Raw genomic sequence first — 18,660 nt, 5'->3', positions numbered from 1 at the left:
TGTGCACGAAGTACCGCCTGAATTTGAAAACTCAATTGGGGGATCTTGTTCATACCCACAACCCAAACGATAGAATAGTTCACACCGATATAAAAAGCCATTCTTGAGGTAGAGTCACCACTCCAACCCGACTACTCCTTCGCCGGGGTCGTGTAAAAGTCGTAGGTAGCTTTGGCAATGTCGGCAATGAGCTTCTCGTTCGTGGCCTCGTTCTCCTGCGAGTCGGCCACGAAAACGCTGATGATCACGGGCTCACCATTGGGCAGAAATAACAAGCCAATGTCGTTGGTAGCGGCCGTCAGGCCTGCTTTGTTGGTACCCGACGAGCCCGTTTTATGCGCTACCACGGTACCGGCAGGCAAGCGGCCTTTCAGCCGGTTCACACCCGTATTCGTTTCGCGGAGGGTCTGCCAAATGAAGTCGTAACTACGTTTGGAGAGCCGCTTACCCTCGGGATCATAAAACGTTTGCAGTGTCTTGCTTGCGGCTTTGGGCGTGGTCCAGTTCTGAAACATATTGTCCCACTCGGCCTGCATTTCTTTCTCGGCAAACCGGATGGCAATCTCCTCAACGCCATTTTCTTTGATGTACGTTTCTACGGCTTTGGGCGAACCCAGCAACCGGATCAACACGTCGCATGCCACATTATCGCTCTGAGAAACCGCATACTGAATGAGCTTGGCGATGGAGAAAAGTCCCCCGTTCGGGTTCTCGTCGCGGAGTGGGCTCCATAAATCGGGCAGCAGGTCGTCTTTCCGAACCTCCACGGTTTGGTCCAGCGTAAACCGCCCCTTATCGACCTGCGCCAGCACGGCCAACCCAATATGCAACTTGAATACGCTCTGCAACGGTAAACGTCGATCTCCGTTCAGCGACAGCGTGTCTTTGCCATCGTTGGCAATAATGGAAACGCCCACCACGGCCTTTTTGCCCGCTACAATCCGTTGAATTTCCGTTCGTAACGGGTCTGTGTTTCGGCCCGATGGCTGGCAAGCTACCACCACCCAAACCAGAAGGGCGAAGGTGAATAACTGTTTCATAAACAGGTTAGAGGTGGTGGGAGATTGACGGAGGAGAGATTTAAGCTGCAGCACCCGCCATCATGGTCATGTACAGATTGGCCCCGTAGCCGCAGATGATTAGCAACAATGCCCGATCAAACGACGAAACGGTATCCTGCGCAAAGTGAACGTCGTAATTGTAATTCATTTTTTGCCATTTAAACGTCGGGCGGAGTTCCATAAGAATCGTTTCCTGCTCATTTTCGAGCACAAAATGGTAATTCCAAAAGCCCTTCATGCGCAATCGAACCGTTTGGGTTGCGCCCGTTTCGCCGGTCAGTTTGATGATGATATGCCCTTTCCAGTTGAAGGTAATATCGCCCCGATCCACGCCATCGACGAATACATCGAAATTAGAGCTCCAGATATTTCGCGACTTAATGACCACCTCCCGCCCATCTACAGTAGCCGAAGCCGTGCTGGAAAACCAGCTTTCGTAGGCGATGGTTGAAAGGGCTTTTCCTTCCTGATCTGTTATCGTAAAGTTGCCCCGGCCTGAGTTAGAAGTGAGCTGAAAGTTCATGTATAAGACGTTTCTGAGAATCGGTTTTTAAATCAATCACCAAACCACTTATTGAGTCGATCAGGCGCCGGTTGAGGAAGCCGACCGATTGCCGGTAAGTTGCAAAAAAATGGCGTACGAGTTTTGATTGGTTGAGTTTAACGAACAAAATCCCCCGCTCACCGCAACCGGTACACCCGGCAGTTTTCTTCTTCGAAGGTGAGGTAGCCCGCCGGCATACCGGGGATTGAGTCGGGCGGGGGGGCTGTCATGCCAGCTACAAAGGCATAGGCCGGATCGTCAGCGTGGGTCCAGGCGATGTAATCGGCGCGACCCGGCTCCAGAATCCAGCGCACAGCCTTGCCGCCAATCTCACTCCAGATTTGCTCGGCAAACAGACGAATCCGGCTGATGGCCTCAAACTGCTCCATATTGTCGCCCCACCGATACGGGCCGTGCGTCACCTTGTCTACCTCACCGTCGTCGTTGATCTGAAATACGTACAGCTTGGTGTATTCCTCATTGGCTCCGCGCTCCTGATGCAGATTACGCACCTCAAACCCAAGCGATACGTAACTGGGCATATCGGTCAGAAACAGGGCCACAAAGTACCGGAACAGGTTGCCGGTGCGGTAAAACTCGTCGAAACGGGGATCGTCTTTATCGGCCGTCATGACCGTAAAGTTGGGGGCAAACCGCCGGGTGCGGAGCCACTCGTCGTAATCGCTGAGTCGTTTCTGAAACAGTACCGAGCCCACCACGCACGATTGCAGATCGCCCAGGGTCGAGTCGGCATCGATGGCTTCGAGGTGGTCGGGTTCGTTGCCGTAAGCCATGGTGTTGGGCGGGGCCAGGAACGTCTCGGCAAAAAAACCAAAATGCGGCACGCCCTGCTTCTGAATGTGATGCTTTACGGCGCGCAGGGGATCGTAGTAAGCATCGGGTTCGGCGGGTACCCCCGTGGGGCGTAGCTGCACGTGGGCCATGTCGCCCCGCATAAAATCGAAGTTATACGCCCGCTGGCAGGTCAGGTATCGGTCGCAGAGGTAATTCCAGGCGGGCAGATTAGGCCGTTCGAAGTCGAGTTCCCAGTCGCGGTTGTCGTCTTTGCTATGGTGAAACTTGTAGCGTGCCAACGGGCCAAATACCCGCGACATAGGCTCGGGCCGGTTGAAGGCGTACTGATACCAGATTTGGCCGTACTCGTCGGTCACAAAATCGTTGGGCACAATGTGCAGCCCCCGGTACGGCGGAGCCATGGTCATGGGCAGCGTTTCGTAACCCTGCGCCGTAAGGTGACTGATGAGTTTGAGCCGCCGGATGAGCCGCCCCGTGTAGTCGCCGGGCGGGCCAAACAGAATCGAATGGCGCTGCTCATCGGTAAGCAACGGGATGTTGTGCGCGAAGAAAACCTCTTTGGTAAACGAAAGCGGTGTGCCGTCGGCGGCTCCTTTAAGTTTCAGAAACTGCCAGATCACCTCTTCAACCTGCCGGTACACGCTTTCGGTATGGTTTACGAGCCGGTAGCCTTCGCGGTGTACCCACTCAAACAGATTGGGGTGCACCAGAGCCATTTCGGAAAAGCGGTCGGTGTGCGGAATCACGTCCATACCGACAGTCCGGCCCAGCGCGTGAATCAGGTTGACAGCCACTTTAAGCTGCTTCTCCACGGTGTCGAGGGCGGGCACAAACCGGGCCAGATCGACACTGAAAAACTCGGGGTTTATCTGCCAGCTCACCATGCCGTACAAACTACCCACCACGCCCGGCTCCCAGATGGGCAGCAGGTGGATACTATCGTGGCAGGCCGGCAACGTAAGTACGTAGTTGATCACGTTCCAGAACGAACCCACCGTACGCACGTTTACGCCTACCATATTGGCTTTTTTGAGCCAGGTTCCGTCGGGCTCACTAATGGCGGGGCTCGGAATGGTTTCGGCCGGATCAAGCGCCCGGCGCAGAATGTCGTTACCCAAACGTTTGTGCAGAATATCCAGCGTTTGATACACCGAGAAACGAACCGCCGTTTGCGGCAATAGTTTCGGCACAAACGACTGCTGACCGGCCTGAAACCGGTCGAGGTAGGCGGCAAAATGCTGTTGCCAGTCGGCTTGAAAATCAGCTACAGAGGTTGGCATAGAGACAAAGATAAACAGCATGGCGTATCTTTGACGGCACCGCTGACCGAATTTACCATGCCTGACGAATTTCGCTTTCACCACCCGATTCGGGTACGCTGGTCTGAGGTAGACCCCTATCAGGTTGTTTTCAATGGGCACTACCTCAATTATTTCGACGTAGCCATTACCGAGTATTTCCGCAACCTGGGTATGCGTTTTACCGACCCGGCCACCATTGGCGGGGCCTTTTACGTCCGCAAGGCTACGCTGGAATATCTCGCACCGGCTTTTTTCGACGACGAGCTGCGTATTGGCGTCCGGGTAAGCCGGTTTGGCAACAGCAGCCTTCCGTTTCGTTTAACTATAGACCGGGCGGGCCAACCATTGGTCACGGGCGAGATCATCTACGTTAACACCGACCCGGCTACGCGCCAGCCCGCCCCCTTGCCAGAAGCTGTTCGGCTGGCTATTGGGCAATTTGAGGAGTTTTAAGACCGAGTTGACTCTACATATAATGAGTGAAAGAGTGAATAAATACGAAGCGGCTCCGATATGCACAATCCACTGAAAACTGAAAACCATCAACCGAAAACGCTAAACCACATTCCGTTCATGAAGACTCTCCTTTTCTGGTGTCTGCTGTTGTGCATTTCGCCCACGATATGGGCGCAGCGGTCGGGTTCCGTAAAAATCCACGCCCATAACGACTACGAAAAACCGGTTCCGCTCATGGCCGCCCTCGAAAACCGGGCCGACTTTATCGAGGCTGATATCTGGCTGGTAGATGGCAAGCTGATGGTTGCCCACGACCGGAAAGACATAAACCCGGCCCGTACGCTCGACTCGCTTTACCTGAACCCGATTGTGCGGCTGTTTGCCCAGAACGGGGGGCGTATCAGCTCCGACCGGACGTACCGGCCCGCGCTCGTTATTGACCTCAAAGACAAATTCGATGATATCTGGCCGGTATTGCAAGCGCGGCTGGCGCAAAACATCGACATTTTTAACCCCTTCTCGAACCCCAACGGGATTCAGGTGATTATCAGCGGCAGCCGACCCAAGGTGGAACGCATGATTGATTACCCCCTGTTTGTGCAGTTCGACGGGCGGCCGACCGAGATTTACGATGACGAAACCGTCCGGCGGGTGGCGCTCATCAGCGATAGTTTCTACAATTATTCGCGCTGGGACGGCAACGGCGACCTGCCCGACGCTGACCGCGAAAAACTGAAACGCATGATTCGGCGGGCGCACGACCAAAACAAAATGATCCGGTTCTGGGCCACGCCCGACAACCCAAACGCCTGGAAACAACTCCGCAAACTGGGCGTTGACGTTCTCAATACCGACAAAGTGGCCGAGTGCCGCAAATCGCTGTAATCAGACGCTATGACCCCTCCTATTCGAATTGGCATTATCAATGTATCGGACCGCGCCAGTGCCGGTGTCTACGAAGACATTCCGGGCAAAGCCGTGGTCGATTTGCTCAACCAATACCTCACCTGCGCCTGGGAACCGGTTTACCGGGTTATCCCCGACGAGCAGGATCAGCTTTCTGCCGCGTTTATCGAAATGGCCGACGTACAGGAATGCTGCCTGATTGTAACTACTGGCGGCACAGGCCCGGCCCCCCGCGACGTGACGCCCGAAGCCACCGAAGCCGTTTGCCACAAAATGCTGCCCGGTTTCGGCGAGCTGATGCGCCAGGAAAGCCTCAAATACGTTCCGACGGCCATTTTGTCGCGCCAAACGGCGGGTATCCGGGGCAAAACCCTGTTGCTCAACCTACCCGGTCGGCCCCGCGCTATTGAGCAATGTCTGTCGGTGGTGTTTCCGGCCATCCCTTACTGCATTGACCTGATCGGCGGCCCCTTCCTGACCACCGACGAGACAGTGATGCCTGTTTTCCGGCCGAAGGGTTAAACCACCCCCTTGCCCCCTCCTGAAAACAGGAGGGGGTAGCTTACCAAACAATCACAAAAACTATAGGTATCTTTTTGTTATTCAACACTGACTCATGATTCCACCTCCTTATTTCAAGGAGGGGATCAGGGGGTGGTAAAAAAAGGGCCGCCCTCATCAGGCGGCCCTTCTCTATTCAGGGGTGACTATTAATTGTTTCGGGCGTCTTTCACGGCCGAGTCATACTCTGCTTTGGCCGAGTCAAGCTCCTGCCGTTCTTCTCTGATGTCGCTGGTGTCACCTTCAGCTCTGGCTTCGTTCAGGTCTTCCTGCTCGTCCCGAACTTCCTCGGCTTTGTTTTCTGTTTTCGAATCACAGGCCACCTGCGTTGTCACCATCAATGCTGCAAGAGCCAGTGCGCTCATCCACTGTTTAGTTTTCATCTTTCAGTTCGTTTCGTAAAAGCGGACAATCCGCTGTTTGTACGATTAGTCGAACTACTTTCCCGGCTGTAAGGGCCAAAAAGCTGAGCGAACGGCCCTATACGTCAGCGCTTGACCCACCAGATTAGCAGGCCCGTTACACTCACTACGGCCGTCGCCAACGCCATCACAATCCACAAAATCTGGGTCACCGGACCACCAAACCGGCCGAAGTGCAGTTCTTCGAAAACGTGTTCCAGTTTGTATTCGGCATCCGCTTCTTCGGCCCGAAACACCTTCTGTTGGGCTCCTGTGAGGGCATCAAACTCCACAGCGGCCGTAAACCGCCCCAGCATCCGGTTGCTTTCGGGCGTGTTACCGCGCACCACAAGCGGGCGGTCGGGCGCTTCGGGAAAGGCGATGAGGTCGGGCGTCAGTTGCGGAATCGCCTGTTGGCTCCGTGTCAGATACGCATCCACCGTGGTGATGGTTGGCGGTGTTACCTCGGTTTTGGGTCGCTGCGGTCCGTTGCCAAACGACCGTTCAAGATGCTCCCAGTGGAAAAACACCCCGGTAGCCCCCATCCAGGTCATAAATAGCAAGGCCACTACACCGAGGTATTTGTGCAGATCAGCGTACACAATCCGGCGCGATTTGTTCCAGCGCACCCCCATCGAAAATACACCCAACAATGATTTGCGGTAGTACCAGGCTCCCGTTAGCACCGAGCCCAGCAGGCACAAGCCCACCAACCCCATGATGTAGCCACCGTAAGGCTCCCAGAGCAGACTCTCATGGAGTTCGCGCATCCGGCGCACAAACGCCTTTTCGCGTTCGCGGGTGCCCGTTACTGCACCTGTGTACGGGTTCACGTACACCCAAATCCGTTCCCCTTTTTCTTTCAGCTCAACGCGGGTAGCCCGGTCGGGTTCGCCAGCGTACAGGCGCATGTTGAGCAACGTAGCCGAGGGGTATTGCCGCCGGGCCGAGGCCAACAGCACATCGGCCGGTTGGCGGGCCGCGCCAGGCCGGGCCTCGCCAGGCCGGGCCTCGCCAGGGGCCACCGTGACGACACCGGGGTTGAGCCAGCCGTCCACCTGACTGTCGAGCACCAATACCGAGCCCGTGAGGGTAAGCATCAGAATAAATAAACCGGCGGTAAGTCCCAGAAGCCGGTGAATACGGAAAACAAGTTTATCAGTGAGCATGAGGATGTAAGGAATTGAAAGGGCAATATAAGCGAAAGACCCCCACAAGGCATTAGCGAATTTTAATTCCTGTTGTCCTGTAAACTAAGATGCCTTTTACTATTTTCCGACAAAATTTAAGACGCGACCCACCGGGCCGTCGGGCGTCTCCTGGTCCAAACAGCCCGTAAACTGTTTGGACTGGACGACGTTTATGCCGAGTCCGGTATTGCCCCTGTACCAATGAAACGTTCTCCCCTTTTCTGGTCGGCCCTGACCGCTGCCTTACTCTCTGGCGGGCTCATGAGCTGCAATTCGACGGGTAAACCGGCCGATGCAACCGCCACCGAGACCACCACAAGCCCAGCCGAAGCGGGCGCTGCTACGGCCAACACCGCTGCCACCGACGGCACGGCGATTGACACCACGGCCTCAGCCGGTGCAGGCGACCCGACGGCGATTCCGGCAGGCAAAATAGCCGATGCCGCGACCATTATTGGCCGCAAACAGGTGCCGGTGCTATGCTACCACCAGATTCGCGACTGGAAGGGTACGGATTCGAAAACGGCCAAAGATTACATTGTGCCCCTGGCTACGTTTGAACAGCACATGAAAATGCTTGCCGACAGCGGGTATCATACCATTCTGCCCGACCAACTGTATGCTTACCTGACCACAGGAGCCAAACTGCCCGAAAAACCAGTGATGCTCACCTTCGACGATGGCGACCTGACGCAGTACACCAACGCCCTGCCGGTACTGAACAAGTACGGTTTCAAAGGGTCATTTTACATCATGACGGTAGCCATTGGCCGACGGGGTAAGCAGCATTACATGGACAAAACCCAGCTCAAAGACCTCTCCGATAAGGGCCATACCATTGGTGCCCACACCTGGGATCACCAGAACGTAAAAAAACTGACCACGGCCGAGGACTGGAAAACACAGCTGGAAGAACCCAAAACGAAGCTGGAAGAAATCACGGGCAAGCCCGTTCGGCACTTCGCCTATCCATTTGGTTTGTGGAACGAGGCCGCCCTACCGGAAGTTGAAAAACGAGGCTACCTGACCGCGTACCAACTGGCCGAGAAAAAAATGAATCCGACCGACCCACTCATGACCATCCGCCGGATCATTGCGGGCGGTTACTGGTCGGCCAAAACGCTCAACGGCAATATGCGGGCGAGCTTTAAATAAGGTTGCTCCCAAAAAGAGAGCGATGACATCTTGTTTGGAAAGATGTCATCGCTCTCTTTTTTTGATGCCTGTCTTGTCTTTCAGAGATGTCATCTTGTTTAGAAAGATGACATCTCTGAAAGACAAGACCACCCGATTCGCTTACTTCTTCACGGGCGTAGTTGTCCGCAGAAACGCCACTAAGTTTTTCACCTCGGCCTCAGAAAGTGACTCCAGCAAACCCGTTGGCATCATCGACAACGGGTTTACCTCGCGCGCCTGAATATCCGACTTGTTGATCATCACAGCCTCCTGCCCTACCACCCGCAGGGTCAGCTGACGCTCGTTTTCGCGGGCTACGTTGCCCACATAGGTGCGGCCGTCACGCGTGGTAACCACCACCATTTTGTAATCGTCCTGAATTTCGGCGCTGGGGTCCAGAATGTTACTGAGCAGATAGTCGACGTTGGCCCGGTTTGAGCCGGTTAGTTCGGGGCCGATGGTGCCGCCTTCACCGTACATTTTGTGGCAAGGGCCGCAGGTGTTTTGAAAAACAAGCCGGCCTTTGCCCGCATCGGCCCCCGACACGGCTTTGTCGGTAAGCAGACTCCGGTAGCGGGCGTAGGCTTTTTCATCGAGCGCCACATGGTCAATCGGCCCCCAGACTTCCACAAATCCACTGCCTACCACCCGACGCAACTGCCGCGCTACGTAGGTCGGCACCTCGCGCTTATCGATCTGCTTTTTGGCCAAAGCCTGCGTGAGCATCCAGCCGTAGCGTGGTCGCGAGGCCAACGTCTGGATAGCCTCAGCCTTTTCGGCCGCCGACCAACCCGCGTACCGCTCAAGCAGGAGTTTACCTAGACTCTCATTGTCGTACCCAGCCACCGCCCGGATAGCCTCCATCCGTAAACCCGGTTCGGCCAGCAAACCCGGCAGGAGCTTAGGTAACTCGGGGCGTTGCTGAAGGGCCAACGCCCGCAGGGCTTTCCCGCGCGTTTCGGCTGGCAATTTGGCATTGTTGAGCGTCGCTATCGACTTCCGGGCCATTTCGATACCCCCAAACTGACCCGCAATCTGCGTAGCCAGCTTACCCGCTACGGGGTCGGTTTTCAGGCGGGCATATACCGGCTCCCAGTTGGCCGGGGCCGTCAGATCCGAGCGACCTTCCACAGCATCGCGCATTCCTTCGAGCAGGTGTATCCGATTTTTAGGCAGCTTACCCAGCGTAGCAACCAGGGCTTCGGTCGCGTCGGCATCGACGGCCCGGCGGGCAATAAATCCAGTCACCATCGGAATTTGACTACGGGTAGCCAGCTCCAGTGCCCGGCGGGTATTTTGCTTCACCAGGGGTTCGAGTCCAAACCAGATCATTTTGGGCAGGTTATGGTCGGTGGCATCCTCGCGGTGGGTCAGCAGTCCCTCCGCAATGGTCCAACGGGCCTCACCGGTCAGCCGTTGCAGGGCCGACGCCAGGTAGAGCCGCACCACAGGCGACGGGTCCTGCCGGGCCATGCGGCCAAACCCATTCAGCACCTCGGCCGACGGGCTGGCATCTTCACAAAGCAGTTGGATGGCCCACGCCCGTACGTGCGGGTCTTTGTCGACCAGAGCCGTAGTGAGGTCACCCGCCGACAAGCCGCCCGTGACGTGCAGCGCCCACATAGCCCGCAGCCGGTGGTCGGGGTCTGTATTGGCCGAGGTGTACAGCGTTTGCAGGGCCCGGTGCGTACCCGCAGCCAGCCGACCCGCAGCCGCCCGGCCCTGCAGCACCACCCGCGCCCGGCGGGCGTGCCACTCACTCGGGCTCGTTTGCAGGCTTACGAGTTGGGCATCGGGCATTTGTCCGAGATCACTGAACCGGCCGGGCCAGTTCTGCGCCCGCGAGCGGGTGGGCATAATCCGGAAAATACGCCCGGTCTCAGTGTTCAACACGTCGGAACCGCAAATGTCGGCATCGTGCCAGTCGAGCACGTACAGCCCACCTTCGGGGCCTATTTCCATGCTAAAGCCCACCCATTGAGCATTGTTGGCGGTCAGAAAATCCTCGCCATGATGCCCGGCAAAGCCCGACCCTTTGGGTTCGAGCACGTCGGAAAGCACCGCGTGTTCGTGGATGTTTGCCATGAAAATACGCCCCCGGTGCTCGGGCGGGAAGGCATCGGACAGGTACACCCGCGCGCCCCCGTGCGCCGATCGGTGGCTATGGTCGGCAATGGTTTTAATGTCGTTGTACACATACGGGTTGAAATGCTGCCCGCCCTGCCGGTGGTAAATACCGCCCGGAATCACGTGCCAGAGGTGCGGAATCACGCAGGCCGAAATAAAAAACTGCCCTTTGGCGTCGTAATCGATACCCCACGGATTGCTAAACCCATGTGCCACTACCTCAAACCGGTCTTTGATAGGATGGTAGCGCCATACGCCCCCGTTGATATCGACGCCCTCGCGTTGCAGAATATCCTCCGGAAACGGGTCTTTGTGCCGATACAGGCGACCTTCGGACCGGGATGGCTTGCGCACTTTTGAGGGGGTGGCAAAGCCCTGACAGCCGTAGAGCCAGCCATCGGGCCCCCAGTGCAGACTGTTGAGGGTTTCGTGCCGGTCGCGGATGCCCCAGCCTGTGAGCCGCACCTCAATATCGTCCATGTCGGCCTTGTCGTCGCCATTTTTGTCGGGCACAAACAGCAGGTTGGGCGGGGCACCCACAAACACGCCGGGTGTACCCTTGGTACCAAAGCCAACTGCAATAGCCGCCGGGAAGGCAATACCTTCCATGAAGACTTTCCGGCTGTCGGCCACGCCATCGCGGTCGGTATCTTCCAGAATCAGAATCCGGCTATCGCCCGCGTTTGAAAACCCTTTCCCCCGCGATTCATAATCACGGTTTTCGGCAATCCAGAGCCGCCCCCGGTCGTCCCAGCAAAACGCCATCGGCTGGGTCATGAGCGGTTCCGACGCCCAGGCATTCACCGTAAAGCCGGGTGCAACGGTCATGGCCGACACGGCTTCGGTAGCGTTCAGAAATTTGGCTTCGCGGCCTTCTTTCTGCGCGATACCCCACAAAGCGGCAGTGGTGTAGTCAGACTGATTGCCCGTAAACTGCCCGAAGGTTTTCGTCAGCTCCACATCGTTCAGCGTACCGGTGTACACAACCAACTGGTGCTTGAGAATCTCGACACTTCCTTTTTTGATGTGCCAGTCGGCCTTACGCGCCCGCGCCGGACCAACCCCCAACTGCCCATCGACCCGCCAAAGCGTGGGGTAGCCCCTGTTTTGCGGATGATCGAAAATGGCGATATGAGCCAGGTCGGAGCGGCCGGCCACCTGCATACCTACATCGACCCAGGGCGCGGCCTGCCCCTCGGCTTTGTCGTTGCGTTGCCGGGCAGCATTGATCACTTCGCCACGGATGCCTTCTTTCCAGGGCATCCGCAGAAACAGACCGCCATAGTCATACTTGCCAATGGTGACGTCGGTTTGGGCCTCGCCGTTCCATTCCAGATCGAGAAAGAACTTGCCGTCCTGCTCGCGCATGGCCCAGTTTTGGGTTTCGGTGAGCACCGCCCGGCCGGTTGAATCGAGCAGGTCGTAGACGGTTTGCCAACGCACGGTGGTTCCACGACTTTCAACAACCCGGGCCGACACCCGACGCCAGTAGTCGCCCTGCGGATGGTGGAAATAGTCGCGCCCGTTGACACGGGTGAAACCCCAATACAGGCCCGTTTGGTGCTTGTGGTGGCCGGGGCTGTATTCTGTCAGTACACCCCGGCCGTCGGGAGCGGCAATGGGGTGCAGATACGGCCGAAAATCAGCTTTGGCATGTTGGGTTACGATTGGCGTTTTTTCGCCCACCCGATACACGGCAAAGGTTTGGGCTGCTTTATCTTCCCGAATCAGCAGTTCTTTTTGGGCCACCGCCCGATGGTCGGGCGGGGCTTGCCAGGTGTACGTCAGACCCAGGCAAACGAGGCTGGTTAACAGCAGAAAATACTTCATGATGGTTTAGGACAGTATGATTTCAAAAGGAACCCTATCTCTCTTTTTACCACGTTGTGCCAGCGCTATATAAATCCACCCCGTTGCAGGCCAAAATCTTCGGTTACCTTTGGTGTCGTTTACCCCATCGGACCATGACGCACTTTAAACCCCTACGCCTTTTACTCGCTCTGTTGCTAACAGCCCCCGTTTTCGGGCAAACCATAGGCAACCCAGCCGCCGTGACGCCCCGGATGCGGGTGATTCTGGACAATGATTTCAGTGGTGATCCCGACGGGCTGTTTGCTCTGGCGCATCTGCTGGCTTCGCCCTCGGTCGATGTTCGGGGGATTATTGGTTCGCACCTGCGCGTGGGCGATGGCTTCGACAACTCGACCCGGCAGGCGCAAAATGCCGCTGCCAAAGCACACGAGCTGATGCAGGTGATGAACGTGACCCGGCCGATTCCGGTGCTGGCTGGTTCAGACACCGCCCTGCCTAACGACAGTACGCCCGTTCGCAACGAAGCGGTCAACCTGATTATTCGGGAAGCCCTCCGCACGGATACCAAACAACCTTTGTATCTGCTTTGCGGAGCCGGACTTACCGAAGCAGCCGCGGCCCTGCTGACGGCTCCGCAGATTGCCGATAAGCTGACGATTGTCTGGATTGGCGGCCCCGAGTATGCCAGTATGGCCCTGCCCCCGCCCAATTATTCGAGCCCGGAGTACAACCTCAACATTGATATTGCCGCGGCCCGGGCGGTGTTCAATCGGTCGTCGGTGGGTATTTGGCAGGTGCCCCGCAGTACGTACCGGCAGGCACTGTTGCCCTATTCCCAGTTGTTGCTTCAGGTGAAACCGCAAGGCAAAACCGGGGCTTACCTGAGCGGCCTGCTCGAAGCCCTGATGGTTCGGATTACGCGGTACGTGAATATTGGCGAAACGTACGTGCTGGGCGACAGCCCGCTGGTGTTGCTTACGGCTCTGCAATCGTCGTTCGAGGCCGATCCGTCGTCGAGCGAGTACGAAATCCGGCAAGCCCCGCTCATCAATGCGCAGGGCGAGTATGCGTACAACGCCAAAGGGCGAACCATTCGGGTGTACAGCCGTATCGACACCCAACTCATGTTCAACGACTTCTTCGCGAAGCTGATGTTGCTGAAATAAAAGTGAAAGAGTGAATGAGTGGGCCTTCCACTCATTCACTCTTTCACTCTTTCACTCTTTGAAAAACGGCCTACTTCACGCTCAGGCCCCCGTCGATTACCTGCATGGTGCCGGTGATAAACTTGCTGTCGTCGCTCGCCAGAAACAACACCAATTGACCGATTTCTTCGGGTTGGGCGTAACGGCCGAGGGGGATGGTAGCTTCAAGACCTTTTTTTGCTTCGGTAGCATGACCGGGCGCAAACCCTTCTTCGAGTGAACGCATCATCCGGTTGTCGACGGGCGATGGATGCACCGAGTTGACCCGGATTTTACGGGGCGCAGCCTCCACGGCCAACGCACGCATAATGCCCACGTTGGCGTGTTTGCTGGTAATGTACGCACTCACGAATGGGCTACCGTTGATACCCGCCACCGACGACGTGATAATCATACTGCCCCCGTCATTCATTTGCGGCAACACGTATTTGGCCCCCAGCCACACGCCCTTGATGTTCACGGCCACTATTTTATCGAATACGTCTTCGGGGTAGTCTTCAATGGGTTTCACCACGCCCTCGATGCCCGCATTGTTAAAAAACACGTCGATTTTTCCGAAGCGCGCCACCGTCTGATTCACATACTGCTGCACATCGGCCGATTGCGACACGTCGGCTGCGCACCAGGCCACCTGTTCTGACCCGCCCAGTTCGTCGGCTGCGCTTTTGAGGGCCTCCTCGCTCAGATCGACCAGCATAACGCGGGCCCCTTCGTCCAGAAACAGTTTTGCCGTTATTTTACCTATACTACCGGCCCCTCCGGTGATGACCGCCACTTTTCCTTCGAGCTTTTTCATGTGCTTGTTTTTTAAAACCAAAAACCACTCAGCGTCTGTAAAGTAGAGGTAAAATCGGGATGCCCGGACTGATTTTAATCATCTGGTCGGCTAATTCTGACCCAGCGGTATATAGTCGGAGAAACAAGAATTGTTTTGGAAGGGATTCGGCCCAAAAGCAACAGTCCTCACAAATTGCTCGCTATAAGCTTTTTGTGAGGACTCTCTGTACCGGGAGCCGGACTCGAACCGGCATGTCCTTGCAGACATTGGTGTTTGAGACCAACGCGTCTACCGATTCCGCCATCCCGGCAACTATTCGGTCGTTGTGTCAAACGTGGGTGCAAAACTAAGCCTTAATGGGCAATCTGCAAGCCTTAACGCGCAATTAAACGCAAAAAATTTAGGCCAGGCGACAAAGTAACTGATTGTCAAGCATAAGCTCAGCAAGCCATTAGTACTGGACATTAGATGTTGGACACTGGACGTTGGACTTCACTACAGAAGGGTCGTACGTCTACCGTCTAATGTCTGAAGTCCGAATATCCAATACTGAAATCAATGCCCGTTGGCAACCTACATTACTCGTACCGCAGCGCTTCGATTGGGTCGAGCCGCGAGGCACGTATGGCCGGGTAGATTCCCGAAAATAAACCAACGGCTACGCAGATGAGGATTCCGAGCATCATCCAACCCCAGGGCACCACAAAAGCCCCTTCGCCCTGACTGACCACCAGCGAAATCAGGTTACCAATGCCCAATCCCAGCACTACCCCACCGATTCCACCCAGTACACAAATCACGATGGCTTCGATCAGAAACTGCATCCGAATGAGCTGGGGCGTGGCTCCGAGCGACTTTCGAATCCCGATTTCGCGGGTGCGTTCCGTAACCGACACCAGCATGATATTCATTAGGGCAATGGCCGCCCCCAGCAACGTGATAAACCCAACCACAAAGCCGCCAATGCGCAGCACCCCGGTGGTTTCGTCGAGATCTTTGGCCAGTTCGTCGGCCCGTTCAATCCGGAACGAATCCGGCTGACCGAGGGCGTCGCGCCGGATCAGGCGCATGGTGCCACGGGCTTCGCCAACGGCTGTTTCCTGATCGCTGATGTCGGGCACCGACGCCGTAATATCGAATGTAAGCGACCGCTCACCCGCCAGCACCCGGGCGTTATCAATCGGAATGAGCATCACGCGGTCGTCGCCCCCACCCGTAAGGCTTCCTTTCTTCTCCAGCACGCCAATCACTTTGAACGGTGCCCCCTGCGCCCGGATAATCTGGTTGAGCGGGTTCACATTCGACCCAAACAACGCGCCTGCCAGCTCGCTGCCGATGATGGTTACGTTGAGCGAATTCTGGACGTCGTTGGCGTTCAAGTTACGGCCACTCGCCAGCTTGTAGTTTTTGACGGTCAGAAACGTGTCGTCGATCCCGTACAACTGTACGTTGGGGTTGGTCTTACGCGATCCGTACTTTACCTGCGTGGCTCCCGACACCAGCGACGACACCGAAATAGTGGCCCCGTACGGAAACCGGCGTTTGAACAGCACCGCCTGTCGGAACGTGATTGGCTCATCGGCCCGCTGCATCCGACCACCGAAGCGGCCCCGCTGCTGTTCGACCAGAATGCTGAACGTATTGGCACCAAGTCCTTCAAAACTGCTGTTGAGCGACGACTGAATTCCGTCGATGGCGGTCAGGATACCGACGAGCGACGTGATACCGATGGCAATAATCGCTGACGTAAGCACGGTCCGCAGCCGGTTACCGGCAATCGAGTTGAGCCCTTCGCGGACGTTTTCAATCAGATTCATGTTCTTAAAGGGCGAAAGGGTGAAAAAGCGAAAGGACGAGATTGGAGCGGTCTATGCGCTCTTTCGCTCTTTCACCCTTTGAATTTCTCGCACAAAATTTGCTTAATTTCGTTAATACAAAGCTACAATAGGCCTCATTACCAATATAACCGATGAAACGTCTGCTCTTGCCACTCATCCTTTTTCTGGCACTTCTTGCCCCTGCTATGGCGAATCGGCTGCTGATTCCGATGGATGAGGCCCAGAAAAATCACCTGAAGGCGTACGGCATCGCATACTGGGTTCTGAAAACCCACGATACCGAAATCGACTGGCTGCTGAATTACCGGGGAGGCAGTTTCATGATGTCGCAGAGCCAGGCGTTTGTCAACGAAATGGTAATCCGGGGGGTGAGTTACGAGGTTATCTCGGAGGCCCAGGCCGCTCAGATTATGGCCGAAGTTCAGTCGCCCGACGCCAATATGGACGCTGTGAAGCTCCAGAAACCACCCAAAGTGGCAGTCTATTCGCCCAAGACCAAACAACCGTGGGACGATGCTGTAACTATGGTAATGACCTACGCCGAAATTCCGTACGATGTGGTGTTCGACTCCGAAGTGCTCGATGGCAAGCTCCCTGAATACGACTGGCTACACCTGCACCATGAGGACTTCACGGGCCAATTCGGCAAGTTTTTCCACTTCAAAGACCAACCCTGGTACATTGCCCAGAAACAGGAAGCCGAAGGAATTGCCCGGAAATACGGCTACAATAAGGTTACCCAGATGAAGCTCGGCGTGGTGAAAAAAATCCGCGATTTCAGCCTCGGGGGCGGCTACCTGTTTGCTATGTGCAATGCCACCGATACCTACGACATTGCGTTGGCCGCGCAGAACACCGACATGGTGGATGCATTTTACGACGGCGACGGTTTCGACCCGAACGTGAACAGTAAACTCGATTTTCGGGAGACAATGGCCTTCCGCAATTTTCAGGTGTACACCAACCCGTACATGATCGAGTTCTCGAACATCGACAATCAGCCCGAAGAGCGCGGCCTCGCTGAGCACAATGACTATTTCTCGCTATTCCAGTTCTCAGCCAAATACGACCCCATCCCGACTATGCTCACCCAAAACCACATGAACGTGATCAAAGGGTTTATGGGGCAAACCACCGCGTTTAAGAAAGCATACCTAAAACCCGAAGTGGTGGTGATGGCCGAGAACCGGGCCGCTGGCGAAGCCCGCTACATTCACGCGCCCTACGGCCGGGGTTTTTTCACGTTCTACGGCGGTCATGACCCCGAAGATTACCGGCACGAAATCGGCGAGGAGCCCACCGACCTCAACCTGCACCCTAATTCAGCGGGTTACCGGCTGATTCTGAACAATATTCTGTTCCCGGCTGCGAAGAAGAAAAAGCAGAAGACCTAAGCTAAAATTATACAAGCCGGGCCAATTACCCGGCTTTTTTGTGGCTTTATGGCCAGGTACAAAATAATTTTTGAAGCCTTGAGCCCGGTTCGTGCGTTTTAAGAAGCGAGCATACAACCTGACTATGAACCGACGCGATTTGTTGAAGGCGGCCACCCTCCTACCATGGCTGTCTTTTCCGGACGTAACCCACGCACTCCCCTCTCAACGCAGGCGACTTACCCGCATTGCTTATCTCGGTGATACGCATCTGATGCCCCGCAGAAAGCCGATGAAAGGCCTGGCCCAATGTCTGCATCACATTCAGAACCAGACCGATAAACCATCCCTGATTCTAAACGGGGGCGATTCGATTATGGATTCGGTATCGCGAAACCGGCGCGACACCCGGCGACAATGGGAAGCCTGGCAAACCGTACTCCGGGCCGAATGCTCGCTGCCGGTGGAGCATTGTTTGGGTAATCACGATGTGTGGGCGCACGAAGAATCAGTAAACGACCCACTCGCGGGCAAAAACTGGGCGCAGGAGCAGCTGTTGTTTAGCCACCGTTACCGGAGTTTCGACCGCAACGGCTGGCATTTTATCATCCTCGACAGTATTCAACCGAAAAAAACCGGCGGCTGGTACTCGACCCACCTCGACGATGAACAACTCGACTGGCTGCGGGCCGATTTGAAAAAAACGGGTACCCAAACCCCGATTCTGGTGCTCTCGCACGTGCCTATCATTAGCGGCCGCATCGGGAATGAACTGTCGGACACAGCCCCGAGCCAATGGATTATTCCGGATGGGGCCATGCATACCGATGCCCCGACCTTAGTGGGGCTTTTCGGGCAGTACCCAAACCTGAAAACCTGCCTGAGTGGCCACCGGCACGTACTCGATGACGTGCAGTATGCGGGCGTGAATCACCTGTGCAATGGGGCCGTTTCGGGTAATTGGTGGCAGTCGAAAACGTTTCGCGGCACCCGGCGCGGTTACGCCCTGCTCGATTTATACGACGACGGCACCGCCGAGCGAACGTATGTTACGTACTGAAAACGTACAACGAAGCGGTGCTTCGTTGGGCTGTTAAGCCAATGTTTTGGCCTGT

The 18,660-nt window shown here is 55.9% G+C and carries 15 protein-coding genes and 1 tRNA gene; 7 read left to right on the top strand and 9 right to left on the bottom strand.

Going from position 1 to position 18,660, the window contains the following annotated elements; translation table 11 throughout:
- Positions 1–131: 131 nt before the first annotated feature.
- The 3 genes from bla to RUDLU_RS0121550 form a co-directional block, all read right to left on the bottom strand.
- A complete protein-coding gene (gene bla, locus RUDLU_RS0121560) occupies positions 132–1,040 on the bottom strand; it encodes a class A beta-lactamase, subclass A2 (RefSeq protein WP_019990510.1) in 909 nt (302 codons plus the stop codon).
- Positions 1,041–1,080: 40 nt separating this feature from the next.
- On the bottom strand, positions 1,081–1,584 hold the full coding sequence (locus RUDLU_RS0121555; protein ID WP_019990509.1) for a hypothetical protein: 504 nt from the start codon (positions 1,582–1,584) through the stop codon (positions 1,081–1,083).
- 158 nt (positions 1,585–1,742) lie between these two features.
- A complete protein-coding gene (locus tag RUDLU_RS0121550) occupies positions 1,743–3,701 on the bottom strand; it encodes an alpha-amylase family protein (protein ID WP_044130697.1) in 1,959 nt (652 codons plus the stop codon).
- Between the two features lie 57 nt (positions 3,702–3,758).
- On the opposite strand from RUDLU_RS0121550, the gene RUDLU_RS0121545 reads away from it, so the two are divergent.
- From RUDLU_RS0121545 to mog, 3 genes are all read left to right on the top strand, one after another.
- A complete protein-coding gene (locus RUDLU_RS0121545; protein WP_044130694.1) occupies positions 3,759–4,175 on the top strand; it encodes an acyl-CoA thioesterase in 417 nt (138 codons plus the stop codon).
- Positions 4,176–4,295: 120 nt separating this feature from the next.
- Complete coding sequence (locus RUDLU_RS0121540; RefSeq protein WP_044129592.1) at positions 4,296–5,063, top strand: phosphatidylinositol-specific phospholipase C/glycerophosphodiester phosphodiesterase family protein; 768 nt, start codon at positions 4,296–4,298, stop codon at positions 5,061–5,063.
- A gap of 9 nt (positions 5,064–5,072) precedes the next feature.
- A complete protein-coding gene (gene mog / locus RUDLU_RS0121535; protein WP_019990505.1) occupies positions 5,073–5,606 on the top strand; it encodes a molybdopterin adenylyltransferase in 534 nt (177 codons plus the stop codon).
- A 188-nt stretch (positions 5,607–5,794) separates the two neighbouring features.
- Here the strand turns inward: mog and RUDLU_RS0121530 are convergent, their stop codons facing one another.
- Entirely contained in the window at positions 5,795–6,028 is a 234-nt protein-coding gene (locus RUDLU_RS0121530; RefSeq protein WP_019990504.1) for a DUF1090 family protein, read from the bottom strand.
- A 104-nt stretch (positions 6,029–6,132) separates the two neighbouring features.
- Positions 6,133–7,215: a PepSY-associated TM helix domain-containing protein gene (locus RUDLU_RS0121525; protein ID WP_019990503.1), complete on the bottom strand. Its 1,083-nt coding sequence runs from the start codon at positions 7,213–7,215 to the stop codon at positions 6,133–6,135.
- 222 nt (positions 7,216–7,437) lie between these two features.
- Between RUDLU_RS0121525 and RUDLU_RS0121520 the strand changes: the two genes are divergently transcribed.
- Positions 7,438–8,391 carry a polysaccharide deacetylase family protein gene (locus RUDLU_RS0121520; protein ID WP_027303281.1) on the top strand — a complete coding sequence of 318 codons (954 nt, stop codon included), beginning with the start codon at positions 7,438–7,440 and terminating at the stop codon, positions 8,389–8,391.
- 141 nt (positions 8,392–8,532) lie between these two features.
- On the opposite strand, the gene RUDLU_RS0121515 is transcribed toward RUDLU_RS0121520, so the two are convergent.
- Positions 8,533–12,369, bottom strand: coding sequence for a PVC-type heme-binding CxxCH protein (locus RUDLU_RS0121515; RefSeq protein WP_019990501.1), 3,837 nt, complete (start codon positions 12,367–12,369; stop codon positions 8,533–8,535).
- Positions 12,370–12,503: 134 nt separating this feature from the next.
- On the opposite strand from RUDLU_RS0121515, the gene RUDLU_RS0121510 reads away from it, so the two are divergent.
- Positions 12,504–13,517 carry a nucleoside hydrolase gene (locus tag RUDLU_RS0121510; protein ID WP_044129591.1) on the top strand — a complete coding sequence of 338 codons (1,014 nt, stop codon included), beginning with the start codon at positions 12,504–12,506 and terminating at the stop codon, positions 13,515–13,517.
- A 70-nt stretch (positions 13,518–13,587) separates the two neighbouring features.
- On the opposite strand, the gene RUDLU_RS0121505 is transcribed toward RUDLU_RS0121510, so the two are convergent.
- The 3 genes from RUDLU_RS0121505 to RUDLU_RS0121495 all read right to left on the bottom strand — a co-directional run bounded on the left by RUDLU_RS0121505 (position 13,588) and on the right by RUDLU_RS0121495 (position 16,151).
- Complete coding sequence (locus RUDLU_RS0121505) at positions 13,588–14,352, bottom strand: SDR family NAD(P)-dependent oxidoreductase (protein ID WP_019990499.1); 765 nt, start codon at positions 14,350–14,352, stop codon at positions 13,588–13,590.
- A gap of 208 nt (positions 14,353–14,560) precedes the next feature.
- Positions 14,561–14,644 (bottom strand) — tRNA-Leu (locus tag RUDLU_RS0121500).
- Positions 14,645–14,912: 268 nt separating this feature from the next.
- Entirely contained in the window at positions 14,913–16,151 is a 1,239-nt protein-coding gene (locus tag RUDLU_RS0121495) for an ABC transporter permease (protein ID WP_019990498.1), read from the bottom strand.
- Positions 16,152–16,303: 152 nt separating this feature from the next.
- On the opposite strand from RUDLU_RS0121495, the gene RUDLU_RS0121485 reads away from it, so the two are divergent.
- The gene (locus RUDLU_RS0121485) at positions 16,304–17,566 is read left to right on the top strand and encodes a hypothetical protein (protein ID WP_019990497.1); all 1,263 of its coding nucleotides are present in this window, start codon (positions 16,304–16,306) and stop codon (positions 17,564–17,566) included.
- A gap of 124 nt (positions 17,567–17,690) precedes the next feature.
- Complete coding sequence (locus tag RUDLU_RS0121480) at positions 17,691–18,605, top strand: metallophosphoesterase family protein (protein ID WP_027303280.1); 915 nt, start codon at positions 17,691–17,693, stop codon at positions 18,603–18,605.
- Positions 18,606–18,660 lie beyond the last annotated feature (55 nt).

The organism is Rudanella lutea DSM 19387 (genome assembly GCF_000383955.1).
In the GTDB taxonomy this organism is placed as follows: Bacteria; Bacteroidota; Bacteroidia; order Cytophagales; family Spirosomataceae; genus Rudanella; species Rudanella lutea.
This window is presented reverse-complemented; position numbering and strand designations above follow the sequence as displayed.

What these genes read in the sequence shown, in the direction of transcription:
- RUDLU_RS0121510 (WP_044129591.1), top strand. Translation starts at nt 12,504, where the DNA reads ATGACGCACTTTAAACCCCTACGCCTTTTACTCGCTCTGTTGCTAACA.
- RUDLU_RS0121520 (WP_027303281.1), top strand. Translation starts at nt 7,438, where the DNA reads ATGAAACGTTCTCCCCTTTTCTGGTCGGCCCTGACCGCTGCCTTACTC.
- RUDLU_RS0121485 (WP_019990497.1), top strand. Translation starts at nt 16,304, where the DNA reads ATGAAACGTCTGCTCTTGCCACTCATCCTTTTTCTGGCACTTCTTGCC.
- RUDLU_RS0121515 (WP_019990501.1), bottom strand. Translation starts at nt 12,369, where the DNA reads ATGAAGTATTTTCTGCTGTTAACCAGCCTCGTTTGCCTGGGTCTGACG.
- RUDLU_RS0121495 (WP_019990498.1), bottom strand. Translation starts at nt 16,151, where the DNA reads ATGAATCTGATTGAAAACGTCCGCGAAGGGCTCAACTCGATTGCCGGT.
- RUDLU_RS0121550 (WP_044130697.1), bottom strand. Translation starts at nt 3,701, where the DNA reads ATGCCAACCTCTGTAGCTGATTTTCAAGCCGACTGGCAACAGCATTTT.
- RUDLU_RS0121525 (WP_019990503.1), bottom strand. Translation starts at nt 7,215, where the DNA reads ATGCTCACTGATAAACTTGTTTTCCGTATTCACCGGCTTCTGGGACTT.
- RUDLU_RS0121545 (WP_044130694.1), top strand. Translation starts at nt 3,759, where the DNA reads ATGCCTGACGAATTTCGCTTTCACCACCCGATTCGGGTACGCTGGTCT.
- RUDLU_RS0121480 (WP_027303280.1), top strand. Translation starts at nt 17,691, where the DNA reads ATGAACCGACGCGATTTGTTGAAGGCGGCCACCCTCCTACCATGGCTG.
- RUDLU_RS0121540 (WP_044129592.1), top strand. Translation starts at nt 4,296, where the DNA reads ATGAAGACTCTCCTTTTCTGGTGTCTGCTGTTGTGCATTTCGCCCACG.
- RUDLU_RS0121555 (WP_019990509.1), bottom strand. Translation starts at nt 1,584, where the DNA reads ATGAACTTTCAGCTCACTTCTAACTCAGGCCGGGGCAACTTTACGATA.
- RUDLU_RS0121505 (WP_019990499.1), bottom strand. Translation starts at nt 14,352, where the DNA reads ATGAAAAAGCTCGAAGGAAAAGTGGCGGTCATCACCGGAGGGGCCGGT.
- bla (WP_019990510.1), bottom strand. Translation starts at nt 1,040, where the DNA reads ATGAAACAGTTATTCACCTTCGCCCTTCTGGTTTGGGTGGTGGTAGCT.
- RUDLU_RS0121530 (WP_019990504.1), bottom strand. Translation starts at nt 6,028, where the DNA reads ATGAAAACTAAACAGTGGATGAGCGCACTGGCTCTTGCAGCATTGATG.
- mog (WP_019990505.1), top strand. Translation starts at nt 5,073, where the DNA reads ATGACCCCTCCTATTCGAATTGGCATTATCAATGTATCGGACCGCGCC.